Consider the following 24547-nt stretch of genomic DNA (forward strand, 5'->3'; position numbering starts at 1 on the left):
CCCTCAACCCAGGCCTAACCACTCCGCCGCCGCCATGGCGATCACGGCGGCGAGGGTGGTTTGCAGCGCATTCACCAACTCATTGCTGAGCCAAATGCAGCGCTGCTGCAGGCCCGCCCCGATCAGGCTCTCCAGCAGGGTGGCCAGCAAGCCCACCAGTGTCACCACCGCCCAAGCCAAGGGGTTCTGCAGCAGACCCAGCTGCAGCATCACCAGCGCCATCAGGGCACTGCCCATCAGGCTCGCAGCGGTGCCCTCCAGGGAGATCGCTCCCTCGGTGCCGGGAGGCACGGGCTGCAGGGTGGTGATCAGCACGGTGCGTCGACCCCAGCGCTTGCCGATCTCGCTACCGAACGTATCGGCCAACTTGGCACTGAAGCTGGCCGCGAACCCGAGTCGCAGCAGGGTGACCGGCGCCGAAGGCAGCAGGGTGAGCAGCGCCAAGGCGGCACCCGTGGCGGCAGATCCCCACACGTTTTCAGGGCCCCGCCGGCCGCCGCGGGCCTCCGCCAGCCCATCGGCCTGCTTGCGCCGGAAACCCAGCCGCGTCACCAGCGAACCCAGGCCGAGGTAGAGCACCACGGCCCACCAGCCAGCCCAACCGAAGCTGCCCATCAGCAACGTGCCCAGGATTCCGGCGTGCACCCAACCGGCGCGGGTGAGCAGGGGCAGCCGCTGGGCGGCGGCGATCAGGGCGGCATTGATCACCAACGCCAGCGCCCAGTGCTGCACACGGTCGGCACTGAGCAGCACCTGAAGCTCCAGCATCCCCATCAGGCCCGTGGAGGCCAACGCAACACCGGCCCAGCACAACACAACCGGCGCGCTTCTGTTGCACTGCCCTAAGGGATCGTCCCTGAGGCACCGCTGGCGGCGGATAATCCAGCCATCCGCCACAGAACCGGCGCCATGGTGTTCAACCGCAAGGGCAGCTTCTTCCTCAACCTCGATGAGAAGGCCCCCGCGGCGCCCGCCGCCGTGGCCCCGGTGGCTGAGCCCAAGAAGGCCGCCGGGAAGCCCAAGGCCAAAGCCGCGGCTGCGGTGAAGCCTGAAGCCAAGCCGGAGGCAGCCGCCCCTACAGCGAGCGCTGCGGCCCCCAGCGGCAAGGTGCTCACCACCGCCGAAGCCATCGCCGCCGAGCTGGCAGCCGAACAGGCCGCCAAGCCCGCAGCCACCCTCTCCACCTTTGCCCCCGAGTGCGTTACCGCCGGTGGTGCACTGCCGATGCGCCGCCGGCGCGGGGGCGCCAACCTGGCGTCCTTCCGCAGCATGGCCGGCGGACTGTTCGGCAAAAAGTGAGCGCCGGCCACAGCTGAGCTGGCTTTGATCAGCCCCTGGCCACGCGCCAGTGGCTGATCAAAGCCGCAGCGGCCACTCCAGCAGTGGAGCTGCGCAGGATCGTGGGCCCCAACTGCACCGGGCTCCATCGGCAGGCAATCGCCTGCTCCTCTTCGGCAGGGCTCCAGCCGCCCTCCGGCCCACAGGCCAGCCACACCTCTTCACAGGGCGGGGCCGTTGCACTGGGCAGCGCGTCCACCAAGAGCGGCAGGGCCTCCTGCCGCGTGGTGGCCCAGAACCGCAGCATGCCAGCTGAGCAGGGGCCCGAACCAGCGCTGAACAGTTCAGGCAATGGGGTGGGTGGATCGATCTGGGGCAACCAGAGGCGCTCACACTGTTCAGCCGCTTCTGCCGCGATGCTCTGCCACCGCTCCGGCCGCAGCTGACCCTGCACGGCGGTGCGCTCGCAGAGCAGCGGCACGAGCCGATCCACACCGAGCTCCACCGCCATCCGCACCAGGAGCTCAAAATCCCGCTTCACCACAGCGGCCGCCAGCACCAAGGCCGGCTGATCCTTGGGCCGGCTGAGCAGCGGTTCGGCCAGGGGCTGCAGCAGGCGGGCCCGCTCCCGATCGAGCAACTCGGCCTCCCAGAGGTGGCCGCCGCCATCCACCACGGCAAAACGATCCCCCGGGCCATAGCGCAGCACTTTGCACAGATAGCGGCTGTGCTCGGCAGAGAGGGGCAGTACGCCCTCAACAGAGACCTGCTGCAGCCGGGGCGGCGGGATGAACAGGCGCCGGCATTCGCGCGCCATGGTCAGGCGCCGGGATCGCGCAGGCTGGTGAACAGATTGTCGGGCTCGTCCTCCACGGGCCAGTCGTCGTTGACACCGCCGATCAGCAACTCCTGGATCTCCACCACATCGGTATCGAGCTGGCGCAAGGTATTGATCAGAACATCGAGGGCAAGGGCATCACTGGTGCCCAGATCCAGCCAGCAGCGAGCCCACTCACCGCGGTAGTCCATCTCGCCCATGTTGTGCATCAGGGCCGGCATCGCCCGGGCAGCGGTCTCGGCGTCGTACGCCATGCCGCTCAGTTCCGCGCCCTCCTCCTGCACCTGCAGGTTTTCGGCGTTGAACCCGCCGAGCTTGCCCAGGAAAAACCAGCTGTCGAAGGCTGTTTCGATGTAGCCCCGCTCCCCCTGGCCGGGTGCATGGCTGAAGCGCAGCCAGATCCAGCAATTGAAGGGATCGAATTCGCGAAAGCGGATCTCCATCGGGGCAGGGCGCAGCGCAGCGTTGCCTCCATCAAACATGCTGGGGGCACCGCCAGGCCATGCCGCCATTCATGCTGGAGCTGAGGTCGCTGCACTACCACCCGGCCACGGCCCAGGAGCCGGTGCTGCGGGGGCTCGATCTGCAGCTGCACGTGGGCCAGCCTGCGCTGGTGGCCGGACGCAGCGGTTCGGGGAAATCCACCCTGCTGGAGGTGATCTGCGGCTTGGCGGAACCCACCGGGAGTCGCCGCTCAGCGAGCGGGGGCGGCTCGATCCGCTGGAACGCTCAAGTGCTCAATGCCCGTCAACGGCGCTGGCTCTGCGGCTTGCTGTTCCAATTCCCTGAACGCCATTTCCTCGGGCTCAGCGTGGGGCAGGAGCTGAAGCTCGGCCAACGCCGCGTGCCCTCTGAGCGCATCGAAGCAGTGCTGCACCAGGTCGGGCTCGATGGGATCTCCCTGCAACAGGCACCGGAAGCCTTGAGCGGTGGTCAACAGCGCAGGCTGGCCCTGGCGGTCCAGCTGCTGCGCAACCCCAAGGTGCTGCTGCTAGATGAACCCACCGCGGGCCTGGATTGGTCGGTGCGCGGCGAAATCCTCTCGCTGCTGGCCGAACTGGGGCGCGAGCGGGTCTTGTTGGTGGTGACCCACGAACCCGACCTCTTTGACGCCTGGGTGGCTCCCGAGCAGCGTTACCGCTTGCAGGGCGGCGTGCTGCAGCCCCTCGAGCACGCCGTGCGCTGAATACAGTGCCCACTTCGGGCGTAGGCGCAGAGGCCATGGCGGATCAGTTGGTGCGAGCAACGGCAGCCGGCGGTGGCATCCGCTTGGTGGCAGTGAGCACCAGCACCGTGGCCCGCTACGCGCGGCGGCGCCACAAGCTCTCTTATCTCACCTCCGCCCTGCTGGGCCGCGCCATGACGGCGGGCCTGTTGCTGGCCAGCTCCATGAAGGTGCGCCACGGGCGGGTGAATCTGCGCATCGCCTCCGATGGCCCGATGCGCGGCTTGATGGTGGATGCCGGCCGCGACGGCACCGTGCGCGGCTACGTGGGCAACCCCGGCCTGGAACTCGATCTGGTGGAGGAGGCCGGCGGGCTGCACCAGTTTGATTTCAAGCAGGCCACCGGCACCGGCTACCTGCATGTGGTGCGTGATCTCGGCGAGGGTGAACCGTTCAGCTCCACCGTGGAATTGGTGAGCGGCGGCATCGGCGACGACGTGGCCTCCTACCTGCTGCACTCCGAGCAGACCCCATCGGCGGTGTTCGTGGGCGAGCAGATCGATAGCTCCGGCTTGAAGCATGCGGGCGGCGTGCTGGTGCAGGTGCTCCCCAAAGCCGCCCGTGAACCGGCGCTGGTGGCCCTGCTAGAGGAGCGCTGCAAGGAGATCAGCGGCTTCAGCCAGAAGCTCGCCGCCTGCGAAGGCAATCTCGAAGCGTTGCTGCGCGAAATCTTCCCCGACCTCGATCCCCAGCTGCTCGACGACGCGGAAGCCTCCCAGGAGATCACCTTCCACTGCCCGTGCAGCCGCAAGCGCAGCGTGAACGCGCTGAAGCTGCTGGGCGAAACCGAGCTCAGCGAGATGCTCCAGCAGGACGGCAAAGCCGAACTCACCTGCCACTTCTGTAATGAGATCTACGAAGTGGGCAGCGGTGAGCTGCAGGAGCTGATCAACGAGCTGGCCGCCGCCTGAGCTCAGGCGATCAGCAGCGCACCCAGCAGCAACAGCGCCAGGGCTGGCAGGCTCTGCACCTGGGGCGGTGCCAACGGCAGACCGAGCGGCAGCGAGGGGTCGATGGCACTCACCAACAGCCCACCCAACAGCAGACCCAGGCTGAGCAGCAGCACACTCCACCCCACCGCCGGCAGCAGCCGGCCGAGCCGGCGCTGCAGGTTCACCACGGTGAGAACGGTGGCAAAGGCCAGCACCAGCTCGGCGTTGCCAGCGGGCGTGAGCAGCAGCACCGCCAGCAACACAGCGCCACCGGCGAGGGGAAACCAGCGCTCGCGCCCCTCGGCCAGGGCCACACTCGGCAGGGCTGGAGCGCTGAGCTTCAGGGCAGGCCTGGGCAGCGCGGGCAAGTTGGGCAACGAGGGCAGCGAAGGCTTGGCGGCCGATGGGCCGGCGGCGGGTTTGGCGGCCTCGCGCTGGGAGGCGTTGAGGGCAGCTGTGCTCACCTTGCCCTGCTGACGCTCCTTGAGCCGATCCATCAACACGGCGTCGTAGGCAGCTTCGATGCGCGCCCGGGCCATGGGCTCCTCGCCCACCTCCTCGAGCCGTGCCTGTTTGGCGGCCTGCACCGCATCGAAGCTGGCATCAGCGGTGATGCCCAGACGCTCGTAGGGGTTCAGCGAACCGGGCTGGGCAGGGCCACCGGATGGATCAGTTCCCTGGGTCATGCCGCGGCTGGAGGTTGCAGTGCGATGGCTCCAGCCTAGAGAGGGAAAGCGGCTGAAGCCTTGGCTCAGAACAGGGGTTCGCTATGGCGGTAGCCGCCCTCAAGCTGCAGCAGGCGGCGCTGCAGTTCAGCCTCATCGCGCTGCAGCCAGCAACGGCGCTTCAGCAGGGGCATCTGCGGCGGCAGGTGGCTGCCTTCGCGCATCTCCACCGCCGCCGAACCCGGCGTGGGGCCGGGCACGAAATTCACGTAGTCGCACCCGCCATCGTTGCGGGGTCGTACAAGCCAGAGGGGCCTCGCCATCGCCAGAACCGCCGTTGTGACCTTTCTTCGTAAAGATTCTGGCGGGGCCCAGAGGCAGCCGTGGCTTGCCGGCGGGATCCGAGCTGATCAGCGGTGGATGGGAGCGCGATCAGAGCGCAATCGGCTCCACCCCGCTCACCACCGGTGCCACAGCGCTCAGTTCGAGATCGGGATGGTCTTCGCCCAGCTGGTTGAGGTTCCACTCGTTCTTGAACAGCAGCACCGGCCGGTCCCAGGCGTCGCGCACCGTTTTGCAGTTGAAGATGCGGCCCACCTTCTCCAGCGCCGGCCAGCCGCCGACCACCCAGCGCGCCACCGAGAAGCCCAGGGGCTCGAGACGGGTTTGAACGCCGTATTCGTTCTCCAGGCGGTATTGCACCACCTCCAACTGCAGCTGACCCACCGCCGCCAGGATCGGATCGCGCTTGCTCTGGTCGGTGTCGTAGAGGATCTGCACCGCTCCCTCTTCGCGCAATTCATTCACGCCCTTGCGGAAACTCTTGAAGGCTGAAGGGTTGGGATTGCGCAGCCAAGAAAAGATCTCCGGGCTGAAGCAGGGGATCCCTTCATATTCCACCTTCGGCCCCAGATACAGGGTGTCGCCAATGGCGAACATGCCGGGGTTGTTCAGGCCGATCACATCACCGGGGTAGGCATCGTCCACCACCTCGCGGTCTTGGCCGAACAGCTTCTGGGGGCGCGAGAGGCGAATCGTCTTACCGGTGCGGGCATGCTGCACCGTCATGTCTTTTTCAAACTTGCCGCTGCACACCCTCACAAAGGCCACACGGTCACGGTGGCGGGGGTCCATGTTGGCCTGCAGTTTGAACACAAAGCCGCTGAAACCAGGCCGCACCGGCTCGATCTCACCAGCACTACTACTGCGGGGAATCGGCTTCTGCGCCAGCTCCAGGAAGGCATCGAGGAACGGGCGCACGCCGAAGTTGGTCATGGCCGAGCCGAAAAACACCGGGCTCAGCTCACCGGCATGCACCAGCTCGAGATCGAGCTCATTGCCGGCGGCCTCCAACAGCTCCAGCTCCTCCAGCGCTGCATCCAACAGCTCGGGCTCCACCGCACCGCTGCTGCGGGCCTCCTCCACGCTCAACACCTTCTCTTCGGAGGTGCGGCCGCGCTCGGCCCGCAAAAACAAGATCACCTCTTTGCTGCGGCGATCGATCACACCGCGGAAGCGATCGCCACTGCCGATCGGCCAGTTCACCGGCCAGCAGGCCAGGTCGAGCTCCTGCTCGATCTCATCGAGCAGCTCGAGGGGCTCGCGCCCCGGCCGATCCATCTTGTTGATGAAGGTGAAGATGGGGATGCGCCGCATGCGGCACACCTCAAACAACTTGCGGGTTTGCGGTTCGAGGCCCTTTGCCGCGTCTTCGAGCATCACCGCGTTATCGGCGGCGGCGAGGGTGCGGTAGGTGTCTTCGGAGAAGTCTTGGTGGCCGGGGGTATCGAGCAGGTTGATCGTGCTGCCGCTGTAGTCGAACTGCAACACCGTTGAGGTGATCGAGATGCCCCGCTGCTTCTCCAGCTCCATCCAGTCGGAGGTCACCTTGCGCTGCTCGCCCTTGGCCTTCACCGCACCGGCCTGCTGGATCGCACCCCCGTAAAGCAGCAGCTTCTCGGTGAGGGTGGTCTTACCCGCGTCGGGGTGGGAGATGATCGCGAAGTTGCGGCGGCGCGCCACTGCCTCGGCCAAGGCCTGAAGCTCGGGGGTGGCGGCAGGGGCAGTGGTGCTGGTCATCGGGCCAGCCTCTCAGAGCAGCCGGCCCCACACCTCGAGATAGCGATCGTCCACCGGCGCCACCTGCAACTGATCCACCAAGCCCGCATCCCCCAGCTGCTGCTGCACCTCCTCAGGCGTGAAGGCCGCATGCAGCGAAGCGATGTAGTCGTGCTGAAGCACCAGCGGTGCATCGGACAGATAGCGCTGCTGCAGCGCAAGGGCCGCCTCCGGCGTGGGCGGCCGGCGCAGATCCTTGATGAACACACACGCGCCCGGCGCCCCCAGCTGCCGCACCGCCTGCCAGAGCACAGCGGGGTGATGCAGGTGGTGCAGAAGGCTGTTGCTCACCACCGCCGTAAACCCGCCCGGCAGCGACGGATCCGGCAGGCAGCGCTGCTCGAAACGCAGTCGCTGCTGCAGCGCCGGCCTGCGACCCAACTCCTGGAGCCCGGGAGCAAGCATGGCTGCAGCACCATCGAGACCCAACACCTGCGCGGTGGGGAAGCGCTCGGCCAGGCGAAAGCTGATGTTGCCGGGTCCGCAGCCGAGGTCGACCACAGCCGCACCAAGACCATCGGGGAACAGTTGCACCAGCCGCTCCATCAGCTGCTGGTCTCCAGCGCTGAAATCGGCGGCGGCGTAGGCCAGGGCCTGATCCAGGCCTTCCATCAACTCCGGCTCAGGCGTGCGCTGCATCGGTCTGGTTGAGCATCAGGGTCTGGGTGGGGAAGGGAATCTCGATGCCCGCACGGGAGAGGCTGTCGATGATGCGGCGGTTCAGCTCATGCAGGCTGTCTTCGAAAGCGTCGTGATCGGCTTGGTTCGAGCTGAACTCGACCACATGGTCGTAACTGAAGGCGGCAATGCGCTCTAGCCGGCAGGCATGAAACTGGAGAGCCGTGTCTTGCTCCACCACCTGCTGCATCAGGGCTGGGATCTGACGCAGCTGCTCCACCGTGGTGCCGTAGGCAATCCCCAGGGCAATTTCGGAGAGCTGCGCGCGTTCCACCAGCTCCTCCAGATGCACCAAGAGCTGCTCCCGCAGGCTCAGATAGGCCGTCCAACCGTGCAGTTCCACCATCGCAAACACGATCAGGGCAGGGCTGGAATCATCGGGGCGGCGCTCAAGGGTGACCAGCGGCTCAATCAGTTCGCCGACTCCCCCCACGAGGCGACGACCCTGGCGCAGCAATTCCTCGAGCTGGAAGGGAGACCAAGCCCCCTCCAGCTGGAGCCGCAGCTCGAGCGCCTGGGTGGGGGGCTGATCGCTCCGCATTCCCCGGCGTGAGTAGTTCACGATCGTGGCCTCCTCCGCCACGGAATTGGGGATGGTGACGCGGCTCTCCAGGGTTTGAAGCTCAAGCGAGCGCAGGCCGATCTTGGTGATGTAGCCAAGGTTCTCGCCCACACGACAAAACTCACCCACCCGCAGGGGGCGATCGGTCTGGATGGAGAGACCGGCAAACAGATTTCCGAGCAATTTGGAGGCACCAAGACCGATGGCCAGGCCGGGCACCGCTGAAAACGCCAACACGGTGTTGGCCGGGAGGCCCAACACAATCAACAGCCGGTAGCCCAGGGCCACCGCAGACAGAGCACCGATCGCACGGGTGAGCGGCATCACAAAATTGTTGATGCGCTGCAGTTGCAAATTGGAGGTACGTCCACGCACACGCGCCAACAGCTCCGCACTACTGCGACCAACGGCTTCAAAGAAGTAGAAGACGAAGAAACCAGCGACCACGTACCACACCACATAAAAGAAGTAGGTAGCAATCACCAACGGAAGACCCGTGAGATTAACCACGTCGTCCACAAAGGTCTTCACCAGGCGCGTCAGCGGCAACAAGGGCATCAGGATCAGGAAGCGCCTCCAGGCCAGGGCGTCAAGATTCCAGGCCTGTCCCTCCTTCCCGCGGCGGGGTTGATCGCGATAACTGTCGAGCAGCAAGCGAATCAACCAGAAGAGAACGGCCAGAAAAAGCAGTAGAGCCAGAACAACACAGGCAATTTGAAAGAGGGTTTGATCATCGATCGGAACTTCCAACACACGCCGCAGCGATAACGGCAACGCCAGATACCAGTCGGGCGGCACGAGATAACCAGGTGTATAAACGAAGTCCTGGAAGAATTCAGGGGTAGCAAAGGGCTGCTCAACCACCGGATAATCCCGAATCTCGCGGTACATCTCGCGAATCCCTGCAACCGTCTCTGCCGAGAACAGATAGTTCTCATTCTCAGGGTGGTCTTCCAGAATGGATGTGAGCGTGATCGCCGTTCCCGGAATACGCCAGGATTCAGAGGGACTGGTGCGGCGATCATTGATCGCCTTCATCCCTACGGCATCTGGAATGTCAATCGACTGAAAGCTATGGCTGAATACATAATCGAGCACATGTTTCAACTGAATCGCCGCCTCTTCCGCCATGTCGACCCGAACACTTTCCGGAAACGACGACGCATCCAGCGCTTTCACGGCCAGCTGAAACAACAGATCCGTGTCGGAGATCTGCTCCTCGCGCTCCCTAGCGCTACGGCTGTCCTCAGCGTCTGAACGGGGCCGGCCAAGCTGCTCGGAGCGGCGACCCACCTCAGCCATCACGGCATAGAAGTTGAGAAGGGTGTGCCGCGGGCTGTCGCCCACCACCGTGTTGAGCACCACATCCGACCAGGCAGCTGCCGCGCGCTGGAGCTCTGGATAGAAGGGTTGCTGCTCAATCGGAATCGGCGCCATGGCCAAGCCCGATGGCATCGCTGCCCCAGCAAGCGGCCTGACGGCCAGCGGCGCCGCCTGCAAGGGTCCAAAGCCCTGCAAAGCGATGCACACCACCGCTGTGAGGGCCAGCAGAAAACGAAATCGAGGCAAGCGAGACCATCGACGCATCACACCGGCAGCAACGGAGAAGACTGCGCGCAATCTGCCAAAAGCCGCTGCAAGGCGCTGCATAGCGCAACATCCACGCAATTAACCCCGCCAGTAGTGGCAACGGCTGCTTGCAGCCCCCACCAGTGGCGTTATGGTTCGGGCACTGTTTAGACCTGCCGCACGTGACCCTGTCAGTACCTGGACCCACCGCTGCCGCCATGGGCGAGCCCCTCAAGGGACCCAGACCTGACTTCCCAGCCACGGCGCCTGCGGCCAACCCGGTTTTCTATCGCACCTATTCCCGCAAAACCGCCAGCGGCCGCGAGAGTTGGCAGCAGGTGGCCGAGCGCAACCTCGAGGGCCTGCGCAAGCTGGGCCACCTCAATGCCGACGAAGTGGAGCTGCTGCGCCGCATGCAGCTCGAGCAGAAGGCCCTGCCCTCCGGCCGCTGGCTCTGGATCGGCGGCACTCCCTGGATCGAACAGAGCGAAAACTTCTCTGGTTCTTACAACTGCACCTCCACCAACCTGGTGGATTGGGAAGCCTTCGGTCTGATGATGGACCTGGCGATGATGGGGTGTGGCACGGGCGCCATCATTGAGCCGCACCTGATCAGCCGCCTGCCGGTGGTGCGGAATCAGCTGTCGATCCAAGCGGTGAGCGACATCGGCGCCACTCCCGCCGGCCAGCGTCAGGAGCACACCAGCCATCGCATCGAAGGCCAGCAGGTTTTCATCAAGGTGGGCGACACCCGCCGCGGCTGGGTGGACAGCTACCAGCTGCTGCTCGAGCTCTGCAGCGATGAGCGCTTCGATGCCGAGGCACCCATTGAGATCCATGTAGACCTCGCCGATGTGCGCCCCGTGGGCGAAACCCTCAAGGGTTTCGGCGGCATGGCCAACCCGGTGAAGCTGAAGGATCTCTACGGCCGCGTGGCCCAGATCCTGGGCAAAGCCCAGGGACGGCAGCTCACCTCAGTGGAGTGCTGCCTGCTGATCGATGAAGCGGCCGTGACGATCGTGGCCGGCAACATCCGCCGCAGCGCCGGCATGCGCCAGTTCGCCGCCGACGATCTCTCCGCCGCTGGTGCCAAAGAAAACCTCTGGCAGCAGGACAGCGAGGGCAACTGGCGCATCGACCCCGAGCGCGATGCCCTGCGCATGGCGAACCACACCCGTGTGTTCCACACCCGCCCCGATCGGGCCACGGTGCTGGAGGCGGTAACCAAGCAGTTCCACTCCGGCGAAGGCGCCATCCAGTTCGCCCCGGAGGCGATCGCCCGCTCCAACGCCGACCTGCTCCACACCCCCGAGCTGCGGGCTGAATTCATCGAGATCTATTGCGACCAAGGCCGTGAGGAAGCCGGCCGCTGGCTCACCACCCACCACAGCGAGATCAGCTCAGCCGAGCTGGAGCATCGCCTCGGCCGCTACGGCCTCAACCCCTGCGGCGAGATCCTCGGCGCCGACTTCCACTGCAACCTGGCCGAGGTGCACCTCAACCGCATCGACCCCGATGATCTGGTGGCCCAAGAAGAGGCCTTCACAGCCGGTGGCCTGGCCGTGGCCTGCCTGCTGAACCACCGCTTTGAGGTGGAGCGCTACCGCCAGAGCCGTTCCTGGGATCCGATCGTGGGCGTGAGCTTCACCGGCCTTTTCGACTTCTTCGTGCACGCCTTCGGCACCCCCTGGCTGCAGTGGTGGGAAGCCGGTCGCCCCGAGACCGAAGAAGGCCGCAGCTTCAAGGCGAAGGAGGCGGAGTATCTGAGCCGCTGGAAGGAGATCGTGAACAAGGCCGTGTGGGATTACTGCGATCGCCACGGCCTGCGCCGCCCCAACCGCTGCACCACCGTGCAACCCGCCGGCACCAAGAGCCTGCTCACCGGCGCCTCCCCCGGCTGGCACCCCCCCAAGGCGCAGCGCTTCATCCGCCGCATCACCTTCCGCAAGAACGATCCGGTGGCACTCGCCTGCATGGACTACGGCTACACGATCGTGCCGTCGCAGAGCGATAAGGACGAGCAGGGTCGCCTGCTGAACGATCCGTTTGATCCCCGCTGCACCGAGTGGCTGGTGGAGATCCCCACCGAAGTGAGCTGGGCCAACATCCCCGGCGCCGATGCGGTGGAGATCAACAACTTCTCCGCCATGGCCCAGTTCGACTTCTACATGCAGGTGCAGCAGCACTACACGGCCCACAACACCTCAGCCACCGTGGAGTTCCGCGAGCACGAAATCGAGCCCCTCACCGATGCGATCCACACCGCGATCGACAAAGGCCAGGGCTACATCTCCGCTGCGCTGCTGGCGCGCTTCGATGCCAACGCCACCTTCCCGCGCCTGCCGTTTGAGCCCATCGATCACGCCACCTACGAGCAACTGCAAAGTGAGGTGGTGAGCCGCCGCCGCACCAGCGACTTCTTCGAAGCCCTGCAGCGCTACGACGGCGGCGAACTGATGGAAGCCGGCCCCGCCGGCTGCGACTCCGACAAGTGCCTGCTGCCGCTGGCCAAGCCGGAGAACTGATCGCAGGGGTGAGCACGTTGCTCCGCATCGGGCCAGCCCTGCTGCTGGCCCTTCATCTGCCTACCGGACTGGCGGCTGAACCATCGGCGAAACCTGAGGCATCAGCGGCCGATGGGCTCGGCGCTGCCTTTACAGCCCTGAACCGCTGCAGCGCAACCCGAACGCAAGACAGCTGCCTGGCAGCCAAGAGTGCACTGGAGGCTCTGATCCGCCAGGAGGAATCGCCCGATGCACGGCTGAGCCGCCCCCGCTGCCTGGGGGCACTCACCCATGTGGAAACGGTGCTGGCTGCGTTTCGCTGGCGGCTCGAGAACAGCGCCAACCTGCAGAGCGTGATCGATGCGGCAACGGTGCAGTGCACCGATCCCTCAGCGACTGTCGGCCAGTAGATCAAGGGCGATGGCGAGCTGCTCCAGCAGCTCGCAGCAGCGCTCGTAGTGCAGCTCGGGCGCCAGGCTCACCGGCAGGGTTTCGATCAAATCAGCCAGCTCCCGCGTGCGCAGGGCGAGCAGGTTGGTGGAGAGAACAGCCATGGCAGCAACGACAACCCCAGAGGCGCCACCCCAAGCTTGAATTGCGATCTCATGAGTCCCGAACGAGATCAGCCAGGGGTTGCCGGTCGTGAGACACTCTCCTTGGCCCATTGGGTCGGCCCCCTGGAGAGGTGGTCGAGTGGTTGATGGCTCCGGTCTTGAAAACCGGCGAAGTGAAAGCTTCCGTGGGTTCGAATCCCACCCTCTCCGCTTCAATGTCAGCTCGAGTTCCCAAGCACAGCGAGGGCACTCGGGCTTTTTGTTGCTGCACATCCGGATCAGCCAAAGCAGCCTGGCGTGCGTGAACGAGCGGCTTCTCTGGCGCTGCCGGCACCCAATGCAAAGCACGCCGGCACGAGCCGCCGTGCCCCCTGGCAACACGCGGCCGTAGGCCGTGTCGTGCCACTCGCGGCTGAGATTGGCGGAATTTGAATCTTGCCGAATCCACTGCCATGGGCCAGTGAGATCAGAAAGTCTTCAGATTCGCCTCAGGTTCCCGCCGCCTGAGTGCAGCCGTTGACACACCAGCACCCGCTGCGGCGCGGTTGCATGGGCGTGGTATTCACCCCTGTATGGCCTACGAACCCGGAACGACCGATTGCCGCGTGCTGATCGACAGCAAGGCCCAGATCGAGGCGATCCTGCTCAACCTCGCCAAGCTGGAGCACACCGAACACATCCGCCAGCAGTTGGTGGCTGTGCACAACCAGCTGGAGGGGCTGCACGAGCTCAGGCGCCAGAAGCGCAGCGCCAGCCTCAGTGCCGCCTGATCCAGCTCAGGCCAGGCCGCTTAGGCTCACGCGATGATCTTTGACAACGACAAGCGGCCGGCCTGGCTCAACTGGCTGTTTCTTGCCATCTTCCTCTGGTCGAGCTGGCAGCTGGCTGGCATGTGGTTCAGCCAGCTTCACGGGTAGGCGTTCGGCACGAAGAACTGCTCGTTGATCGGCGGCCGCTTGTAGCCCTTGGCGCTGCGGCGCGGGGGCAGCTTCTGGGCCGGTGGGGTCATGTCTTCGTAGGGCACCTTGCTGAGCAGGTGCCGGATGCAGTTAAGTCGTGCCCGGCGTTTGTCGTCGGCCTCCACCGTGAACCAGGGGGCTTCGGGGATGTTGGTGTGGGCGAACATCTCATCCTTCGCCCGAGAGAACTCCAACCAGCGATCGCGCGACTGCAGATCCATCGGGCTGAGCTTCCAGCGCCGTGCCGGATCATCGATGCGGGCCTGAAAGCGTGCCTCCTGTTCAGCATCGCTTACGGAAAACCAATACTTGAGCAGCACGATCCCGGAGCGCACCAACATCCGCTCGAATTCCGGGCACGACTGCTCAAATTCCCGCAGCTCCGCTTCGCTGCAGAAGCCCATCACCCGCTCCACGCCGGCGCGGTTGTACCAGCTGCGATCAAACAGCACAATCTCCCCGCCTGACGGGAAGTGCTCCACGTAGCGCTGGAAATACCACTGACTGCGCTGCTGATCGCTCGGCGTACCGAGGGCCACCACCCGGCATCCGCGGGGATTGAGCGGTTCGGTGATGCATTTGATCGTGCCGCCCTTGCCGGCGGCATCACGGCCTTCAAACAGCACCATCAGGCGAAAGCCGGTGGCCTTCACCCAGTACTGCATCTTCACCAGCTCCACCTGCAGCCGCGCCAGCTCCTGGTCGTAGAGCTTGCGCTTCAGGCGGGGGCGGCTGGCGTCATCGCCCGTCATCGCCGCAGGTTCCCTTTGCTGGGTTTGGGTGGTTCGGCAACCAGCAACGCCCGCACCAGACGCACCAATCCAGCCACCAACAGCAGCAGCGCCGAGAGCGCCAAGGCCACCAGCACCAACACAGCCAGCAGCTGCAACACACCCATCAACAGCTGCGAGAGCCCACCGATCAGGTGGCCGATGGCGGTGCTGATCAAGAGCAGGCTGTCGAGATCGATCAGCTCGGGCAGCTGCAGCAGCAGCACGAGCAAACCCACCCCCGCCGCCATCAGCAGCATCGCTTCGAGGATGCGACGCGGCCGTGGCGGCCGGCGCCGTTTGCGGAACACGGCCCGCGGTGGATCCGGGGGCTGGCTGCGCCCCCCCCGCACCACCTGCAGCCCGCGGCGACGGCTCATGACTCGATCCGGTATCCGGCTCCCCGCATCCAACGCTCGAACTCCACCAGCACCAGCTCGTTGGGGCAATCCACGAGGCTCAGATCACCCACGCTGCAGTCGCCCTGCCCGCCGTGATGGAGCGACAGGTGGAATTGATCGCCACTGAGCCCGCACACTTCCGGATCGCTGCGCACCACCACATCGAGGCAAGCCCCAAGCCGGGTCACACGACGACGCAGTTCAGGCCAGCTCAAGTCGCTCATTGCGGTCGGGTCAAGTGTGGTGGGGAATGGGGTGGCGTCAACCGCCGCGCGTGGGAGTGCTCACCGCCGCCGGCGCACTGGCAGGTGGCTTGGGCGTAGGCAGCAGGGAGGCCAGAGCAGCCGCCACCAACAGCGCGGCAATCCCCGTGAGCGGTGCCGCCACCCGGCGGGCCAAGGGCAAACGGTGGCGCAGCTCCGAACGCCGCAGCGGAAGCGGCGCTGGCCACTCGAGGGGCACCGCGATCTGCGGATCGAGCTGCAGGCGATCGAGGCAACGCACCAGATCGCTCAGCTCCGCATCGTCGAGGGGCAGGCGCAGGGGCGGGGTATTGGGCTGGCTGCTGCGCAGCTCCAGCTCGTGGTGGCCCTCCAGCGGGCGGATGGCCACGGGCACCTCCGCTGTGCCCTGGGGCCGGGCTATGCCGCTGATCAGGCCGCGGGCATAGGGGAGCACCACATTGAGCAGAGCCTGCAGGTGATCGCGCTGGCCTTCCAGCTCGGTTTTGCCGGCCAGGGCGAGACTGAAGCCGGTGAGGATGCCGATGGTCTGGCTGCTCTGGCCGGCGGAGAGATCCGGCAACCCTTCCAGCACAAGCCGGCAGCTGGTTTGTTCGTAGCGGCTGGTGAGTTTCATCGCAGGAGGAGAGTCGTGCTGCGGATCACGCCGCTGCGTCCATCAAGCTGGCCTTCAGCCGTGCAAAACCGCCCGGGCCGGCACTGAGGGCCATGGTTTGGATCAGCTCGCGGCAGAGCTCAGGGCCTTCCTGGGGATCGAGCAGGCGCTGCACGCCGCCGCGGCGGGGATTGAAGCGCTCCTTCAGCAGCTCCTGCAGGCGGCCGCGGAACAGGGCCCAACGCTGCTCACTCAGCTGGGGCGGTTCCGCAGAGGAGAGCAAGCTGCGCAGCATCGGGTAGAGGCGATCCGCGAGCGCATTGAGGATGCGGATCAGGCCATCGGCTTCGGCTTCGCTGATGGGATCGCGGCGGGTGGTGCGCCGCAGCGGGTTGCTGCAACGGCGTTTCCAGAGTTCCACCCGGTTGGGGAACAACGCGGTGAGCCCCATCTCTTCGCTCAGCCACACCATCGCCTCACCGCCATTGAGGTCGAGCGCTTCAGCGGAGAGCAGCAACAGATCGAGCCGCTCCAGACCCCGCCGGGAGAGCGAGCGCTGGGGGGGCAGAGGAGCATCAGCCATGGCTGCGATACTGCCAGCTGCGCACCCGATCCGTCGACCATGACCACCCTTGACCTGCGTGGCCTGGTACGCGATATCCCCGACTTTCCCAAGCCGGGCATCCTGTTTCGCGACATCACGCCGCTGATGCGCAGCCCCCTGGCCTGGCAAGAAGTGATGCGCCAGATGGGAGCTGTGTGCGATCAGCTGGCCCCCGATCTGATCGTGGGCATCGAATCGCGCGGGTTCATCGTGGGCACCGCCCTGGCCACCGCCCGCAACATCGGCTTCAGCCCGGTGCGCAAGCCCGGGAAGTTGCCGGGTGAGGTGATTGGCGTGGATTACACCCTCGAATACGGCAGCGATCGGCTCGAGATCATTCCCGATGGCTTTGAACACAAGCCGCGGGTGCTGATCGTGGACGACCTGTTGGCCACCGGCGGCACCGCCGGCGCCTGCGCCGAGCTGGTGCACCGCGTGGGCGGCGAACTTTGCGGCTTTGCCTTCATCGTGGAATTGGCTGATCTGGGCGGCAAAGCCAAGCTGCCGGAGGCGGTGCCGGTGGAATCGCTGATCGTGTACTGAGGGCGCCTACGGATCCAGGGCGGCCTGCCAGCTGAGCACCTGATCAAACTGCTCCAGCGTGATCAGGCCGAAACGCCAGAGCACCACCGGCAAGGGGGCCTGCTCCTGATCGGCCTGCTTAAGCCCCAGCTGCAGAGCGTTGTCCGTTAGCCCCAGCTCCTGGCGCAGGTAGCGCAGCAACGCTGGGCTGGGGGGCGGTTGCGGCGAGCTGCTGATCACCATGGCGCGCCGCGGAACGTGCCGCCATCCTGCTCAGGGCCAGCGCAAGCGGCAAGGGCCATCGCTCATGGCGCTCAAGCTCAGGGCCCGCAGCCACGGCGCCCGCGCCAACAACGCCAACCCGAGCCGCCGCAGGGGAAGCAGCAGCGGCTGACGGTTGGAGAACAGGCGCACCAAAGCATCGGTGGCAAACAGCACCAGGGCGATATCAAGCCAGCGCCGGGCGGCGTAGCGTCCGGGCAACTGCCGCGATGGCAGCCGGCCGGCCTGCACTTGCCCCGCCAACTGCTGCAACACCGCCACATCCCGCCAGCAGAGGTTGAGGCCCTGGCCGCCCACAGGATGGGAGCGGTGCGCCGCTTCACCCACCACCACCAGGCCTCGCCGTTGCAGGGGCCAGGCCCACTCCAGCGCCACGGGGAACGCCCGCGGCTGATCCAGCAGCACCTCCGCCTGCAGCCGCTCCGGCAAAGCAGCGCTCAAAGCGTCGAGGAACGCCACCGGCTCCAGCCGCTCCAACTGCTGCAGCCGCGGCAGCGGCGCACTCCACACCAATTGGAAGGCGTCCCCCCCAAGGGGCAAAACAGCAAAGGGGCCCTCCGGGCGAAACAACTCCCAAGCCTGATCGGCTTCGGAGCCCCGCAGCCGCACCTGCACCGTGAGGCAGCCCTGGCGGTAGGGGCGATGCCAATGGCGAATCCGGGCCGCCCGGCGCCGGGGTGAGTGATGGCCATCGGCGGCCACCTCCAGATCCACAGGCAGCTCTGAGGAGCAGCCGGCGGGATCCGCCAGGCGCAGACTCACCCCACTCTCACCCTCCAGGGCTTGCAACAGCAGAGCCATCAGGGGACGGTGCTGGAGGATCCAGCCCACGGCATCTGCAGGGCTGCGACCTGGGTGCACTGGCAGGTCGGCGGCACCGAAACTCACCTGCTGCTGCAGCGCTTGATCGCAGAGCTCCAGGCGGCGAAATGGCGCCAGGTGCGCCTGGAGCGGCTGCCAGAGCCCCAACCCCTCCAGCAGTTCGGCACTGGAATGGGTGAGAGCGTAGGCACGGCTGCGATCCAGCAGGGCGGCGGCGGGCTGGGGATCACACAACACCACCTGCCAACCCGAACGGGCCAGGGCCAAAGCCGCCAGGGCGCCAGTGGGACCAGCCCCGAACACCCGGGCCCGCAGCGGGGCAGCGGTGGCGGCGGTGACGGAGCGGCGCATGAACAAAGCAACAAAAAACCGCAGCACGATTCTGTGCTGCGGTTGATTCAGACCGAAGCCTGTGGAGTGACCAGGGAATCAGCCGATGCCCAGCAGGCCGCGGGTGAACGCTTCACCACCGAGGGCGAATTCAGTGGCAAGCAGAGCGATGAAGCCGAGCATGGCCATGCGGCCATTGAGCTTCTCAGCGCGCTCGTGGAAGCCCCAGCCGTTCTCAGCTTCCACCACCTGCATGCGGGGCTCAGAAGCAAAGGCGTTCAAACGACCGCCGTCTTCCTCCGTCACGGTGGCGCCACGGATGACGGGAGTGTTGGCCTGAGTCATGGCATCCCTGCGAATGCAACAAGTGTAACGCAATGTTGCGCGATGTTGCACGCCGTAAACGCCGCCTCAGCGCAGCCGCTTCAGGCAGAGCTCCTCAAAGGCTGGCCGCAGCAGGAAGGGGTACTCCCCCACCCACAGCTTCAGCTGGGGCAGCCAGGCATCGCTGAGGGCGCCGATGCGTGAGAAGTCTTTGCGCTCACTCAGCACGAGGCAGCGCACCACCATGCCGCGGCGGATCTGCTTGTGCTTTTTGTCGTACGGGAAGCGCACGCTGCCCAGATAGCCATCTTCATCCTCAAGCTCGAGGCACAGCCAGGTGCGGCGGTTCTCGACCAACTCGAGCCGCCCCTGACGGTCGGTGGTTTCCTGACGCCCCTCCACCAGCTCCTTGGTGTAGTAGTCGGCCACCTCCCCTTCAAAGAGGGCCGCTGCGGGGTAGCGGCGCAGGGTGGCGTTCTTGCGGCCGGCCTCCACAATCGGGCCCCACAGCACATAGAGCAGAAACACGAAACCGGTCACCAGAAAGATCGGGCCGGCCTGGCTGGAGAACAGCAGCGTCTGGCTGATCAGCAGCGTGATCACACCACCGATCACCGAGATGAACAGGCGCTGCAGCAATTTCTGGGGGCTGCCGCTGCAGGCGTTGAACTGGGGGCCGGTGGCCACCGCCGGAATCAGGCGCGGCAGCTCACCGGGGCGAAGCGGGATCAGCATGGCGCCAGTGTCGAGGCCAGCCGGCTTCAGAGCAAGCGCTCGAGGCCATACACAAGCCCGCCCAGCTGGCGCACCTTGCGCACGCTCAGCAGCACCCCGGGCATGTAGGCGGAGCGATCAATCGTGTCGTGGCGGAGGGTGTAAGTCTCCCCAGGGGCGCCGAACATCACCTCCTGGTGGGCCACCAGGCCGGGCAGACGGAGCGAGTGCAGGCGCAGGCCGCTGGGGCGCTCACCGCCGCGGCAGCCAGTGAGAGTTTCATGCTCCTCCACCTGCTGGGGATTGAAGGATTTACCAAGCTCTTCCATCAGCTCAGCCGTTTTGATGCAGGTGCCGCTGGGGGCATCGGCCTTGCGGTTGTGGTGCAGCTCGGTGAGCTCGGCGAAGTCGTAGAAGCGGGCGGCGGCGGCGGCGGCCTGCTGGAGCAACACCATGCCCACGGAGAAGTTGGGGATCACCGCCCCACCCACCGAGGCCTTGTCAGCAAAGGTGGCCAGATCCTGCAGTTGCTCTGGGCTGAGGCCCGTGGTGCCGATCACCGGGTGCACGCCATAGGCGATGGCGCCGCGGGTGTGCTCGTACACAACGGAGGGATGGGTGAAATCCACCAGCACCGCGCCGGCGCCGGGGCCGTCGTTCCGCACCGCCTGGCTGGCCTGGCAGAGGCAGCCCTCGAAGTCGGCGGTGATCGCCACCTCGAGTTCACCGAGGCCCAGCTCTAAGCCCACATCCGCGCCTTCCTTGCCGGCGGTGGTGTCAATCGCACCGATCAGGCGGCAGTTGGGCGCTGCGTTCACGGCCTTCACCACCTCAGCGCCCATGCGCCCCAGGGCTCCAGCCACCACCACCGCAATGGGCTGGCTGCTGGAGGGGCTGGCGGGAGCCGAACTGGCGGTCATTGAAAGCGGGGCGTTAAGGCAAGGGCCTGAGCCTATGGGCTGAGCTCACCACGGCTGTAACAGCTTGGAATCTGAGCTCGCGGCGGTGCCCCGGCCTACGTAGGCTCCTTCACATTGCTCAATCCAGCGCGCATGTTCACGCAGGTCCGCTCCGCCTCCCGCCGCGTCAGCCCCGGTGAGGTGAACGGCCGGGCCGTGATGAAGGCCGTGTATGTGGTGCTGGAGCCCCAGTATCAAAACGCCCTCACCCAGGCGGCCACCTCGCTCAACGATCAGAACGGCCCACTGGCGATCGATCTGTGCGGCTACCTGATCGAAGAGCTGCGCGACCCCACCAACTACGCCGACTTCTGCGCCGATGTGGCCGAAGCCGATGTGTTCATTGGCTCGCTGATCTTCATCGAGGATCTGGCCCAGAAGGTGGTGGATGCCGTGGCACCCCACCGCGACCGCCTCAAGGCAGCGGTGGTGTTCCCCTCCATGCCGGAGGTGATGCGCCTCAACAAGCTCGGCACCTTCTCGATGGCCCAGCTGGGCCAGAGCAAGAGCGCCATTGCCGGCTTCATGAAGAAGCGCAAGGAGGCCGGCGGCGCCGGTTTCCAAGACGCGATGTTGAAGCTGCTCAACACCCTGCCCACGGTGTTGAAGTATCTGCCGGTTGAGAAGGCCCAAGACGCCCGCTCCTTCATGCTCAGCTTCCAGTACTGGCTGGGCGGTACGCCAGACAACCTGCGCAACTTCCTGTTGATGCTGGCGGATAAGTACGTATTCCCCCGCACGGCTGACGACCGCCCCGAGCTGCAGGTGGCCGACCCCGTGGTGTTCCCCGACCTCGGGATCTGGCACCCCTTGGCCCCCTCGATGTTCGAGGACCTCAAGGAGTACCTCAACTGGAACGCCAGCCGTAAAGACCTCTCTGAGAAGGCACGCAAGGGCCCGGTGATCGGCCTGGTGCTGCAGCGCAGCCACATCGTCACCGGTGACGAAGCCCACTATGTGGCGGTGATCCAGGAGATGGAGTACCGCGGCGCCACCGTGATCCCGGTGTTCTGCGGCGGCCTCGACTTCACCAAACCGGTGAACGCCTTCTTCTACGACCCGATCAATCCCGATGTGCCGTTGGTGGACGGCGTGGTGTCGCTCACTGGTTTTGCCCTGGTGGGCGGCCCGGCCCGCCAGGACCACCCCAAAGCGATTGAGGTGCTGAAGAAGCTCAATCGCCCCTACATGGTGGCGCTGCCGCTGGTGTTCCAAACCACCCAGGAGTGGGAGGAGAGCGATCTGGGTCTGCACCCGGTGCAGGTGGCCCTGCAGATCGCCATCCCCGAACTCGACGGTGCGATCGAGCCGATCGTGCTGAGCGGCCGCGACGACGCCACTGGCAAGGCCCACACCCTGCAAGACCGGGTGGACGCCATCGCCGAGCGGGCCATCCGCTGGGCCTCGCTGCGGATCAAGCCCCGCGCCGAGAAGAAACTGGCGATCACGGTGTTCAGCTTCCCGCCTGACAAAGGGAACGTCGGCACCGCCGCCTACCTCGACGTGTTCGGCTCGATCTACCGCGTGCTCGAGGAGATGCGGGCCAAGGGCTACCAGGTGAAGGATCTGCCCGCTACACCCAAGGCACTGATGGAGGCAGTGCTCCAGGACCCTGAAGCCCTGGAAGGTGCCCCCGAATTGGCGATCGCCCACCGCATGAGCGTGGAGGAATACGAGCGCCTCACCCCGTATTCCGAGCGTCTCGAAGAGAACTGGGGCAAGCCCCCCGGCACCCTCAACACCGATGGCACCAACCTGCTGATCTTCGGCCGCCACTTCGGCAACGTGTTCGTTGGCGTGCAGCCCACCTTCGGCTACGAAGGCGATCCGATGCGGCTGCTCTACTCCCGTAGCGCCAGCCCGCACCACGGTTTTGCCGCCTACTACACCTATCTGGAGAAGGTGTGGGGCGCCGATGCGGTGCTGCACTTCGGAACCCACGGCTCGCTGGAGTTCATGCCCGGCAAGCAGATGGGCATGAGCGAAACCTGCTACCCCGATTCGCTGATCGGGGCGCTGCCGAACCTCTACTACTACGCCGCTAATAACCCTTCGGAAGCCACCATCGCCAAGCGCCGGGGCTACGCCGAAACGATCTCTTACCTCACCCCGCCGGCCGAGAACGCCGGCCTCTACAAGGGCCTCAAGGAGCTGGGCGAACTGGTGGGCTCCTACCAGCAACTGCGCGAAGGCTCCCGCGGCGTGCAGATCGTGAATGCGGTGGTGGAAACAGCCCGCCAGTGCAACCTCGATAAAGACGTTGAGTTGCCTGAGGTGGATGCCTCCGAGCTCAATCTCGACACCAGGGATTCGGTGATCGGCGCGGTGTATCGCCAGCTGATGGAGATCGAAAGCCGGCTGCTGCCCTGCGGCCTGCACACCATCGGCAAGCCCCCCACCGCCGAAGAGGCAATCGCCACCTTGGTGAACATCGCCGCTCTGGAGCGCGAGGAAGACGGCATCCGCTCCTTACCCGCCCTGCTGGCTGAGAGCAAAGGCCGCACCATCACCGACGTGTATGCCGGTAATGACGACGGTGTGCTCGCCGATGTGGAGCTCAACCGCGTGATCACGGAGACATCCCGCGCCGCCGTGGGCGCGATGGTGCAGGCCGTGACCGGCAGCGACGGGCGTGTGACCCTGCGCCGCAACTTCGCCTGGTTCTTCAACCTGCTGGAACAGTTCGGCTTCAAACTGCCCAGCCCCTGGCTGAGCGCCTGTCGCAATGCCGGCTTCCCGGATGTGGATCAGGCCGAGCTCGACAAGCTCTTCGGTTATCTGCAGTTCTGCCTCGAGCAGGTGTGCGCTGATCTGGAGATGCAGAGCCTGCTGCGGGCCCTCGATGGCGAATACGTGCTGCCTGGCCCTGGCGGCGACCCGATCCGTAACCCCGGCGTGCTGCCCAGCGGCAAAAACCTGCACGCCCTTGATCCCCAGGCCATCCCCACCAAGGCCGCCATCGCCGCCGCCAAGGGTGTGGTGGACAAGCTGATCGAGCGCCAGAAGCAGGAACAAGGCACCTGGCCTGAAACCATCGCCTGCGTGCTCTGGGGCACCGACAACATCAAGACCTACGGCGAATCCCTCGCGCAGATCCTCTGGTTTATCGGCGTGAAGCCAGTGCCCGACTCCCTCGGCCGGGTGAACAAGCTCGAGCTGATCTCCCTCGAAGAGCTGGGGCGACCCCGGATCGACGTGGTGGTGAACTGCAGCGGCGTGTTCCGCGACCTGTTCATCAACCAAATGGCCCTGATCGATCAAGGCGTGAAGATGGCCGCCGAGGCTGATGAGCCCCTGGAGATGAACTTCGTGCGCAAGCACTCCCAGGAGCAGGCCGCTGCGGAAGGCATTTCCCTGCGTGATGCCGCCACCCGCGTGTTCTCCAACGCCAGCGGCAGCTACAGCTCCAACGTGAACCTGGCAGTGGAGAACAGCACCTGGGAAGAGGAGAACGAACTGCAGGAGATGTATCTCTCCCGCAAAACCTTCGCCTTCAACGCCGACAACCCCGGTGAGATGAACCAGAAGCGCGAGGTGTTCGAGTCGGTGATGAAGACCGCCGATGTGACCTTCCAGAATCTGGATTCCGCGGAGATCTCCCTCACCGATGTGAGCCACTACTTCGATAGCGATCCCACCAAGCTGATCCAGGGCCTGCGCGATGACGGCAAGGCGCCGGCGAGCTACATCGCCGACACCACCACCGCCAACGCCCAGGTGCGCTCGCTAAGCGAAACCATTCGCCTCGACTCCCGCACCAAGCTGCTCAATCCCAAGTGGTACGAGGGCATGCTCAACTCGGGCTATGAGGGTGTGCGCGAGGTGGCCAAGCGCCTCAACTTCACCCTGGGCTGGAGCGCCACCAGCGGCGCCGTTGATAACTTCGTGTACGAAGAAGCCAACGAAACCTTCATCAACGACCCGGAGATGCGCAAGCGGCTGATGGAGCTGAACCCCCACAGCTTCCGCCGCATTGTGGGCACGCTGCTCGAGGTGAACGGCCGCGGTTACTGGGAAACCTCCGATGAGAACATCCAACAGCTGCAGGAGATCTACCAGGAGATCGAAGACCGCATCGAAGGCGTAGCCAACTAAGGCCG

27 protein-coding genes and 1 tRNA gene are annotated in these 24547 nt (G+C 65.5%); 9 read left to right on the forward strand and 19 right to left on the reverse strand.

Annotated features, from left to right (window positions below; translation table 11 throughout):
- Window positions 1-3: 3 nt before the first annotated feature.
- Window positions 4-768 (reverse strand): DUF92 domain-containing protein, encoded by a 765-nt coding sequence (locus tag KUL97_RS05155; protein ID WP_217796049.1) that lies wholly within the window; start codon window positions 766-768, stop codon window positions 4-6.
- A 141-nt stretch (window positions 769-909) separates the two neighbouring features.
- Between KUL97_RS05155 and KUL97_RS05160 the strand changes: the two genes are divergently transcribed.
- Window positions 910-1299, forward strand: a complete 390-nt coding sequence (locus tag KUL97_RS05160) for a hypothetical protein (RefSeq protein WP_217795883.1) — start codon at window positions 910-912, stop codon at window positions 1297-1299.
- Window positions 1300-1327: 28 nt separating this feature from the next.
- Here KUL97_RS05160 and KUL97_RS05165 read toward each other — a convergent pair whose 3' ends face one another.
- Both KUL97_RS05165 and KUL97_RS05170 read right to left on the reverse strand, forming a co-directional pair.
- The gene (locus tag KUL97_RS05165) at window positions 1328-2095 is read right to left on the reverse strand and encodes a 16S rRNA (uracil(1498)-N(3))-methyltransferase (RefSeq protein ID WP_217795884.1); all 768 of its coding nucleotides are present in this window, start codon (window positions 2093-2095) and stop codon (window positions 1328-1330) included.
- Between the two features lie 2 nt (window positions 2096-2097).
- Window positions 2098-2559 carry a DUF3531 family protein gene (locus KUL97_RS05170; protein ID WP_217796050.1) on the reverse strand — a complete coding sequence of 154 codons (462 nt, stop codon included), beginning with the start codon at window positions 2557-2559 and terminating at the stop codon, window positions 2098-2100.
- A gap of 71 nt (window positions 2560-2630) precedes the next feature.
- On the opposite strand from KUL97_RS05170, the gene KUL97_RS05175 reads away from it, so the two are divergent.
- Together KUL97_RS05175 and hslO are read left to right on the forward strand one after the other, a co-directional pair.
- Complete coding sequence (locus KUL97_RS05175; RefSeq protein ID WP_217795885.1) at window positions 2631-3302, forward strand: ABC transporter ATP-binding protein; 672 nt, start codon at window positions 2631-2633, stop codon at window positions 3300-3302.
- 35 nt (window positions 3303-3337) lie between these two features.
- Window positions 3338-4252 carry an Hsp33 family molecular chaperone HslO gene (gene hslO / locus KUL97_RS05180; RefSeq protein ID WP_217795886.1) on the forward strand — a complete coding sequence of 305 codons (915 nt, stop codon included), beginning with the start codon at window positions 3338-3340 and terminating at the stop codon, window positions 4250-4252.
- Between the two features lie 2 nt (window positions 4253-4254).
- Here the strand turns inward: hslO and KUL97_RS05185 are convergent, their stop codons facing one another.
- The 5 genes from KUL97_RS05185 to KUL97_RS05205 all read right to left on the reverse strand — a co-directional run bounded on the left by KUL97_RS05185 (window position 4255) and on the right by KUL97_RS05205 (window position 9883).
- A complete protein-coding gene (locus KUL97_RS05185; protein WP_217795887.1) occupies window positions 4255-4959 on the reverse strand; it encodes a CPP1-like family protein in 705 nt (234 codons plus the stop codon).
- Between the two features lie 65 nt (window positions 4960-5024).
- A complete protein-coding gene (locus KUL97_RS05190) occupies window positions 5025-5261 on the reverse strand; it encodes a hypothetical protein (protein WP_029553003.1) in 237 nt (78 codons plus the stop codon).
- A 109-nt stretch (window positions 5262-5370) separates the two neighbouring features.
- Window positions 5371-7017: a peptide chain release factor 3 gene (locus KUL97_RS05195; protein ID WP_217795888.1), complete on the reverse strand. Its 1647-nt coding sequence runs from the start codon at window positions 7015-7017 to the stop codon at window positions 5371-5373.
- A 12-nt stretch (window positions 7018-7029) separates the two neighbouring features.
- Entirely contained in the window at window positions 7030-7695 is a 666-nt protein-coding gene (locus tag KUL97_RS05200) for a class I SAM-dependent methyltransferase (protein WP_217795889.1), read from the reverse strand.
- Window positions 7679-9883, reverse strand: coding sequence for a mechanosensitive ion channel family protein (locus KUL97_RS05205; protein WP_217795890.1), 2205 nt, complete (start codon window positions 9881-9883; stop codon window positions 7679-7681). The genes KUL97_RS05200 and KUL97_RS05205 overlap by 17 nt, the downstream gene beginning before the upstream one ends.
- Window positions 9884-10053: 170 nt before the next feature.
- On the opposite strand from KUL97_RS05205, the gene nrdJ reads away from it, so the two are divergent.
- Both nrdJ and KUL97_RS05215 read left to right on the forward strand, forming a co-directional pair.
- Window positions 10054-12390 carry a ribonucleoside-triphosphate reductase, adenosylcobalamin-dependent gene (nrdJ, locus tag KUL97_RS05210; RefSeq protein ID WP_303246112.1) on the forward strand — a complete coding sequence of 779 codons (2337 nt, stop codon included), beginning with the start codon at window positions 10054-10056 and terminating at the stop codon, window positions 12388-12390.
- Between the two features lie 8 nt (window positions 12391-12398).
- Entirely contained in the window at window positions 12399-12779 is a 381-nt protein-coding gene (locus tag KUL97_RS05215) for a hypothetical protein (protein WP_217795891.1), read from the forward strand.
- Here KUL97_RS05215 and KUL97_RS05220 read toward each other — a convergent pair.
- A complete protein-coding gene (locus KUL97_RS05220; protein WP_217795892.1) occupies window positions 12759-12923 on the reverse strand; it encodes a hypothetical protein in 165 nt (54 codons plus the stop codon). The genes KUL97_RS05215 and KUL97_RS05220 overlap by 21 nt on opposite strands.
- Before the next feature lie 125 nt (window positions 12924-13048).
- On the opposite strand from KUL97_RS05220, the gene KUL97_RS05225 reads away from it, so the two are divergent.
- Window positions 13049-13133, forward strand: a tRNA-Ser gene (locus KUL97_RS05225).
- Window positions 13134-13495: 362 nt separating this feature from the next.
- Window positions 13496-13693 carry a hypothetical protein gene (locus KUL97_RS05230; protein WP_010309444.1) on the forward strand — a complete coding sequence of 66 codons (198 nt, stop codon included), beginning with the start codon at window positions 13496-13498 and terminating at the stop codon, window positions 13691-13693.
- A 137-nt stretch (window positions 13694-13830) separates the two neighbouring features.
- Here the strand turns inward: KUL97_RS05230 and ppk2 are convergent, their stop codons facing one another.
- The 5 genes from ppk2 to KUL97_RS05255 are packed head-to-tail and all read right to left on the reverse strand — an operon-like array spanning window position 13831 to window position 16473.
- Window positions 13831-14634: a polyphosphate kinase 2 gene (ppk2, locus tag KUL97_RS05235; RefSeq protein ID WP_217795893.1), complete on the reverse strand. Its 804-nt coding sequence runs from the start codon at window positions 14632-14634 to the stop codon at window positions 13831-13833.
- On the reverse strand, window positions 14631-15032 hold the full coding sequence (locus KUL97_RS05240) for a hypothetical protein (RefSeq protein ID WP_217795894.1): 402 nt from the start codon (window positions 15030-15032) through the stop codon (window positions 14631-14633). The genes ppk2 and KUL97_RS05240 overlap by 4 nt, the downstream gene beginning before the upstream one ends.
- The gene (locus tag KUL97_RS05245; protein ID WP_010309457.1) at window positions 15029-15277 is read right to left on the reverse strand and encodes a hypothetical protein; all 249 of its coding nucleotides are present in this window, start codon (window positions 15275-15277) and stop codon (window positions 15029-15031) included. Before KUL97_RS05245 ends, KUL97_RS05240 begins: the two co-directional genes overlap by 4 nt.
- Before the next feature lie 37 nt (window positions 15278-15314).
- A complete protein-coding gene (locus KUL97_RS05250) occupies window positions 15315-15911 on the reverse strand; it encodes a DUF4335 domain-containing protein (RefSeq protein WP_217795895.1) in 597 nt (198 codons plus the stop codon).
- A 25-nt stretch (window positions 15912-15936) separates the two neighbouring features.
- A complete protein-coding gene (locus KUL97_RS05255; protein WP_217795896.1) occupies window positions 15937-16473 on the reverse strand; it encodes a DUF3038 domain-containing protein in 537 nt (178 codons plus the stop codon).
- A 39-nt stretch (window positions 16474-16512) separates the two neighbouring features.
- Here KUL97_RS05255 and KUL97_RS05260 point away from each other — a divergent pair, with 39 nt between their 5' ends.
- Window positions 16513-17037, forward strand: a complete 525-nt coding sequence (locus KUL97_RS05260) for an adenine phosphoribosyltransferase (RefSeq protein ID WP_217795897.1) — start codon at window positions 16513-16515, stop codon at window positions 17035-17037.
- A 6-nt stretch (window positions 17038-17043) separates the two neighbouring features.
- Here the strand turns inward: KUL97_RS05260 and KUL97_RS05265 are convergent, their stop codons facing one another.
- The 5 genes from KUL97_RS05265 to dapB form a co-directional block, all read right to left on the reverse strand.
- On the reverse strand, window positions 17044-17259 hold the full coding sequence (locus KUL97_RS05265; protein ID WP_217795898.1) for a DUF2949 domain-containing protein: 216 nt from the start codon (window positions 17257-17259) through the stop codon (window positions 17044-17046).
- Window positions 17260-17289: 30 nt separating this feature from the next.
- Window positions 17290-18471, reverse strand: a complete 1182-nt coding sequence (locus KUL97_RS05270) for an FAD-dependent monooxygenase (protein ID WP_217795899.1) — start codon at window positions 18469-18471, stop codon at window positions 17290-17292.
- 78 nt (window positions 18472-18549) lie between these two features.
- Complete coding sequence (locus KUL97_RS05275; protein WP_217795900.1) at window positions 18550-18795, reverse strand: high light inducible protein; 246 nt, start codon at window positions 18793-18795, stop codon at window positions 18550-18552.
- A 66-nt stretch (window positions 18796-18861) separates the two neighbouring features.
- Complete coding sequence (locus tag KUL97_RS05280; protein WP_217795901.1) at window positions 18862-19509, reverse strand: hypothetical protein; 648 nt, start codon at window positions 19507-19509, stop codon at window positions 18862-18864.
- Window positions 19510-19535: 26 nt separating this feature from the next.
- Window positions 19536-20408 carry a 4-hydroxy-tetrahydrodipicolinate reductase gene (dapB, locus tag KUL97_RS05285; RefSeq protein WP_217795902.1) on the reverse strand — a complete coding sequence of 291 codons (873 nt, stop codon included), beginning with the start codon at window positions 20406-20408 and terminating at the stop codon, window positions 19536-19538.
- A 132-nt stretch (window positions 20409-20540) separates the two neighbouring features.
- Here dapB and KUL97_RS05290 point away from each other — a divergent pair, with 132 nt between their 5' ends.
- The gene (locus KUL97_RS05290) at window positions 20541-24542 is read left to right on the forward strand and encodes a magnesium chelatase subunit H (protein WP_217795903.1); all 4002 of its coding nucleotides are present in this window, start codon (window positions 20541-20543) and stop codon (window positions 24540-24542) included.
- The last annotated feature ends 5 nt before the right edge of the window (window positions 24543-24547 follow it).

It is taken from the genome of Synechococcus sp. HK05 (assembly GCF_019104765.1).
In the GTDB taxonomy this organism is placed as follows: Bacteria; Cyanobacteriota; Cyanobacteriia; order PCC-6307; family Cyanobiaceae; genus Vulcanococcus.

What these genes read in the sequence shown, in the direction of transcription:
- KUL97_RS05155 (WP_217796049.1), bottom strand. Translation starts at nt 768, where the DNA reads ATGCTGGAGCTTCAGGTGCTGCTCAGTGCCGACCGTGTGCAGCACTGG.
- KUL97_RS05160 (WP_217795883.1), top strand. Translation starts at nt 910, where the DNA reads ATGGTGTTCAACCGCAAGGGCAGCTTCTTCCTCAACCTCGATGAGAAG.
- KUL97_RS05165 (WP_217795884.1), bottom strand. Translation starts at nt 2,095, where the DNA reads ATGGCGCGCGAATGCCGGCGCCTGTTCATCCCGCCGCCCCGGCTGCAG.
- KUL97_RS05170 (WP_217796050.1), bottom strand. Translation starts at nt 2,559, where the DNA reads ATGGAGATCCGCTTTCGCGAATTCGATCCCTTCAATTGCTGGATCTGG.
- KUL97_RS05175 (WP_217795885.1), top strand. Translation starts at nt 2,631, where the DNA reads ATGCTGGAGCTGAGGTCGCTGCACTACCACCCGGCCACGGCCCAGGAG.
- hslO (WP_217795886.1), top strand. Translation starts at nt 3,338, where the DNA reads ATGGCGGATCAGTTGGTGCGAGCAACGGCAGCCGGCGGTGGCATCCGC.
- KUL97_RS05185 (WP_217795887.1), bottom strand. Translation starts at nt 4,959, where the DNA reads ATGACCCAGGGAACTGATCCATCCGGTGGCCCTGCCCAGCCCGGTTCG.
- KUL97_RS05190 (WP_029553003.1), bottom strand. Translation starts at nt 5,261, where the DNA reads ATGGCGAGGCCCCTCTGGCTTGTACGACCCCGCAACGATGGCGGGTGC.
- KUL97_RS05195 (WP_217795888.1), bottom strand. Translation starts at nt 7,017, where the DNA reads ATGACCAGCACCACTGCCCCTGCCGCCACCCCCGAGCTTCAGGCCTTG.
- KUL97_RS05200 (WP_217795889.1), bottom strand. Translation starts at nt 7,695, where the DNA reads ATGCAGCGCACGCCTGAGCCGGAGTTGATGGAAGGCCTGGATCAGGCC.
- KUL97_RS05205 (WP_217795890.1), bottom strand. Translation starts at nt 9,883, where the DNA reads ATGCGTCGATGGTCTCGCTTGCCTCGATTTCGTTTTCTGCTGGCCCTC.
- KUL97_RS05220 (WP_217795892.1), bottom strand. Translation starts at nt 12,923, where the DNA reads ATGGCTGTTCTCTCCACCAACCTGCTCGCCCTGCGCACGCGGGAGCTG.
- KUL97_RS05230 (WP_010309444.1), top strand. Translation starts at nt 13,496, where the DNA reads ATGGCCTACGAACCCGGAACGACCGATTGCCGCGTGCTGATCGACAGC.
- ppk2 (WP_217795893.1), bottom strand. Translation starts at nt 14,634, where the DNA reads ATGACGGGCGATGACGCCAGCCGCCCCCGCCTGAAGCGCAAGCTCTAC.
- KUL97_RS05240 (WP_217795894.1), bottom strand. Translation starts at nt 15,032, where the DNA reads ATGAGCCGTCGCCGCGGGCTGCAGGTGGTGCGGGGGGGGCGCAGCCAG.
- KUL97_RS05245 (WP_010309457.1), bottom strand. Translation starts at nt 15,277, where the DNA reads ATGAGCGACTTGAGCTGGCCTGAACTGCGTCGTCGTGTGACCCGGCTT.
- KUL97_RS05250 (WP_217795895.1), bottom strand. Translation starts at nt 15,911, where the DNA reads ATGAAACTCACCAGCCGCTACGAACAAACCAGCTGCCGGCTTGTGCTG.
- KUL97_RS05255 (WP_217795896.1), bottom strand. Translation starts at nt 16,473, where the DNA reads ATGGCTGATGCTCCTCTGCCCCCCCAGCGCTCGCTCTCCCGGCGGGGT.
- KUL97_RS05260 (WP_217795897.1), top strand. Translation starts at nt 16,513, where the DNA reads ATGACCACCCTTGACCTGCGTGGCCTGGTACGCGATATCCCCGACTTT.
- KUL97_RS05265 (WP_217795898.1), bottom strand. Translation starts at nt 17,259, where the DNA reads ATGGTGATCAGCAGCTCGCCGCAACCGCCCCCCAGCCCAGCGTTGCTG.
- KUL97_RS05270 (WP_217795899.1), bottom strand. Translation starts at nt 18,471, where the DNA reads ATGCGCCGCTCCGTCACCGCCGCCACCGCTGCCCCGCTGCGGGCCCGG.
- KUL97_RS05275 (WP_217795900.1), bottom strand. Translation starts at nt 18,795, where the DNA reads ATGACTCAGGCCAACACTCCCGTCATCCGTGGCGCCACCGTGACGGAG.
- KUL97_RS05280 (WP_217795901.1), bottom strand. Translation starts at nt 19,509, where the DNA reads ATGCTGATCCCGCTTCGCCCCGGTGAGCTGCCGCGCCTGATTCCGGCG.
- dapB (WP_217795902.1), bottom strand. Translation starts at nt 20,408, where the DNA reads ATGACCGCCAGTTCGGCTCCCGCCAGCCCCTCCAGCAGCCAGCCCATT.
- KUL97_RS05290 (WP_217795903.1), top strand. Translation starts at nt 20,541, where the DNA reads ATGTTCACGCAGGTCCGCTCCGCCTCCCGCCGCGTCAGCCCCGGTGAG.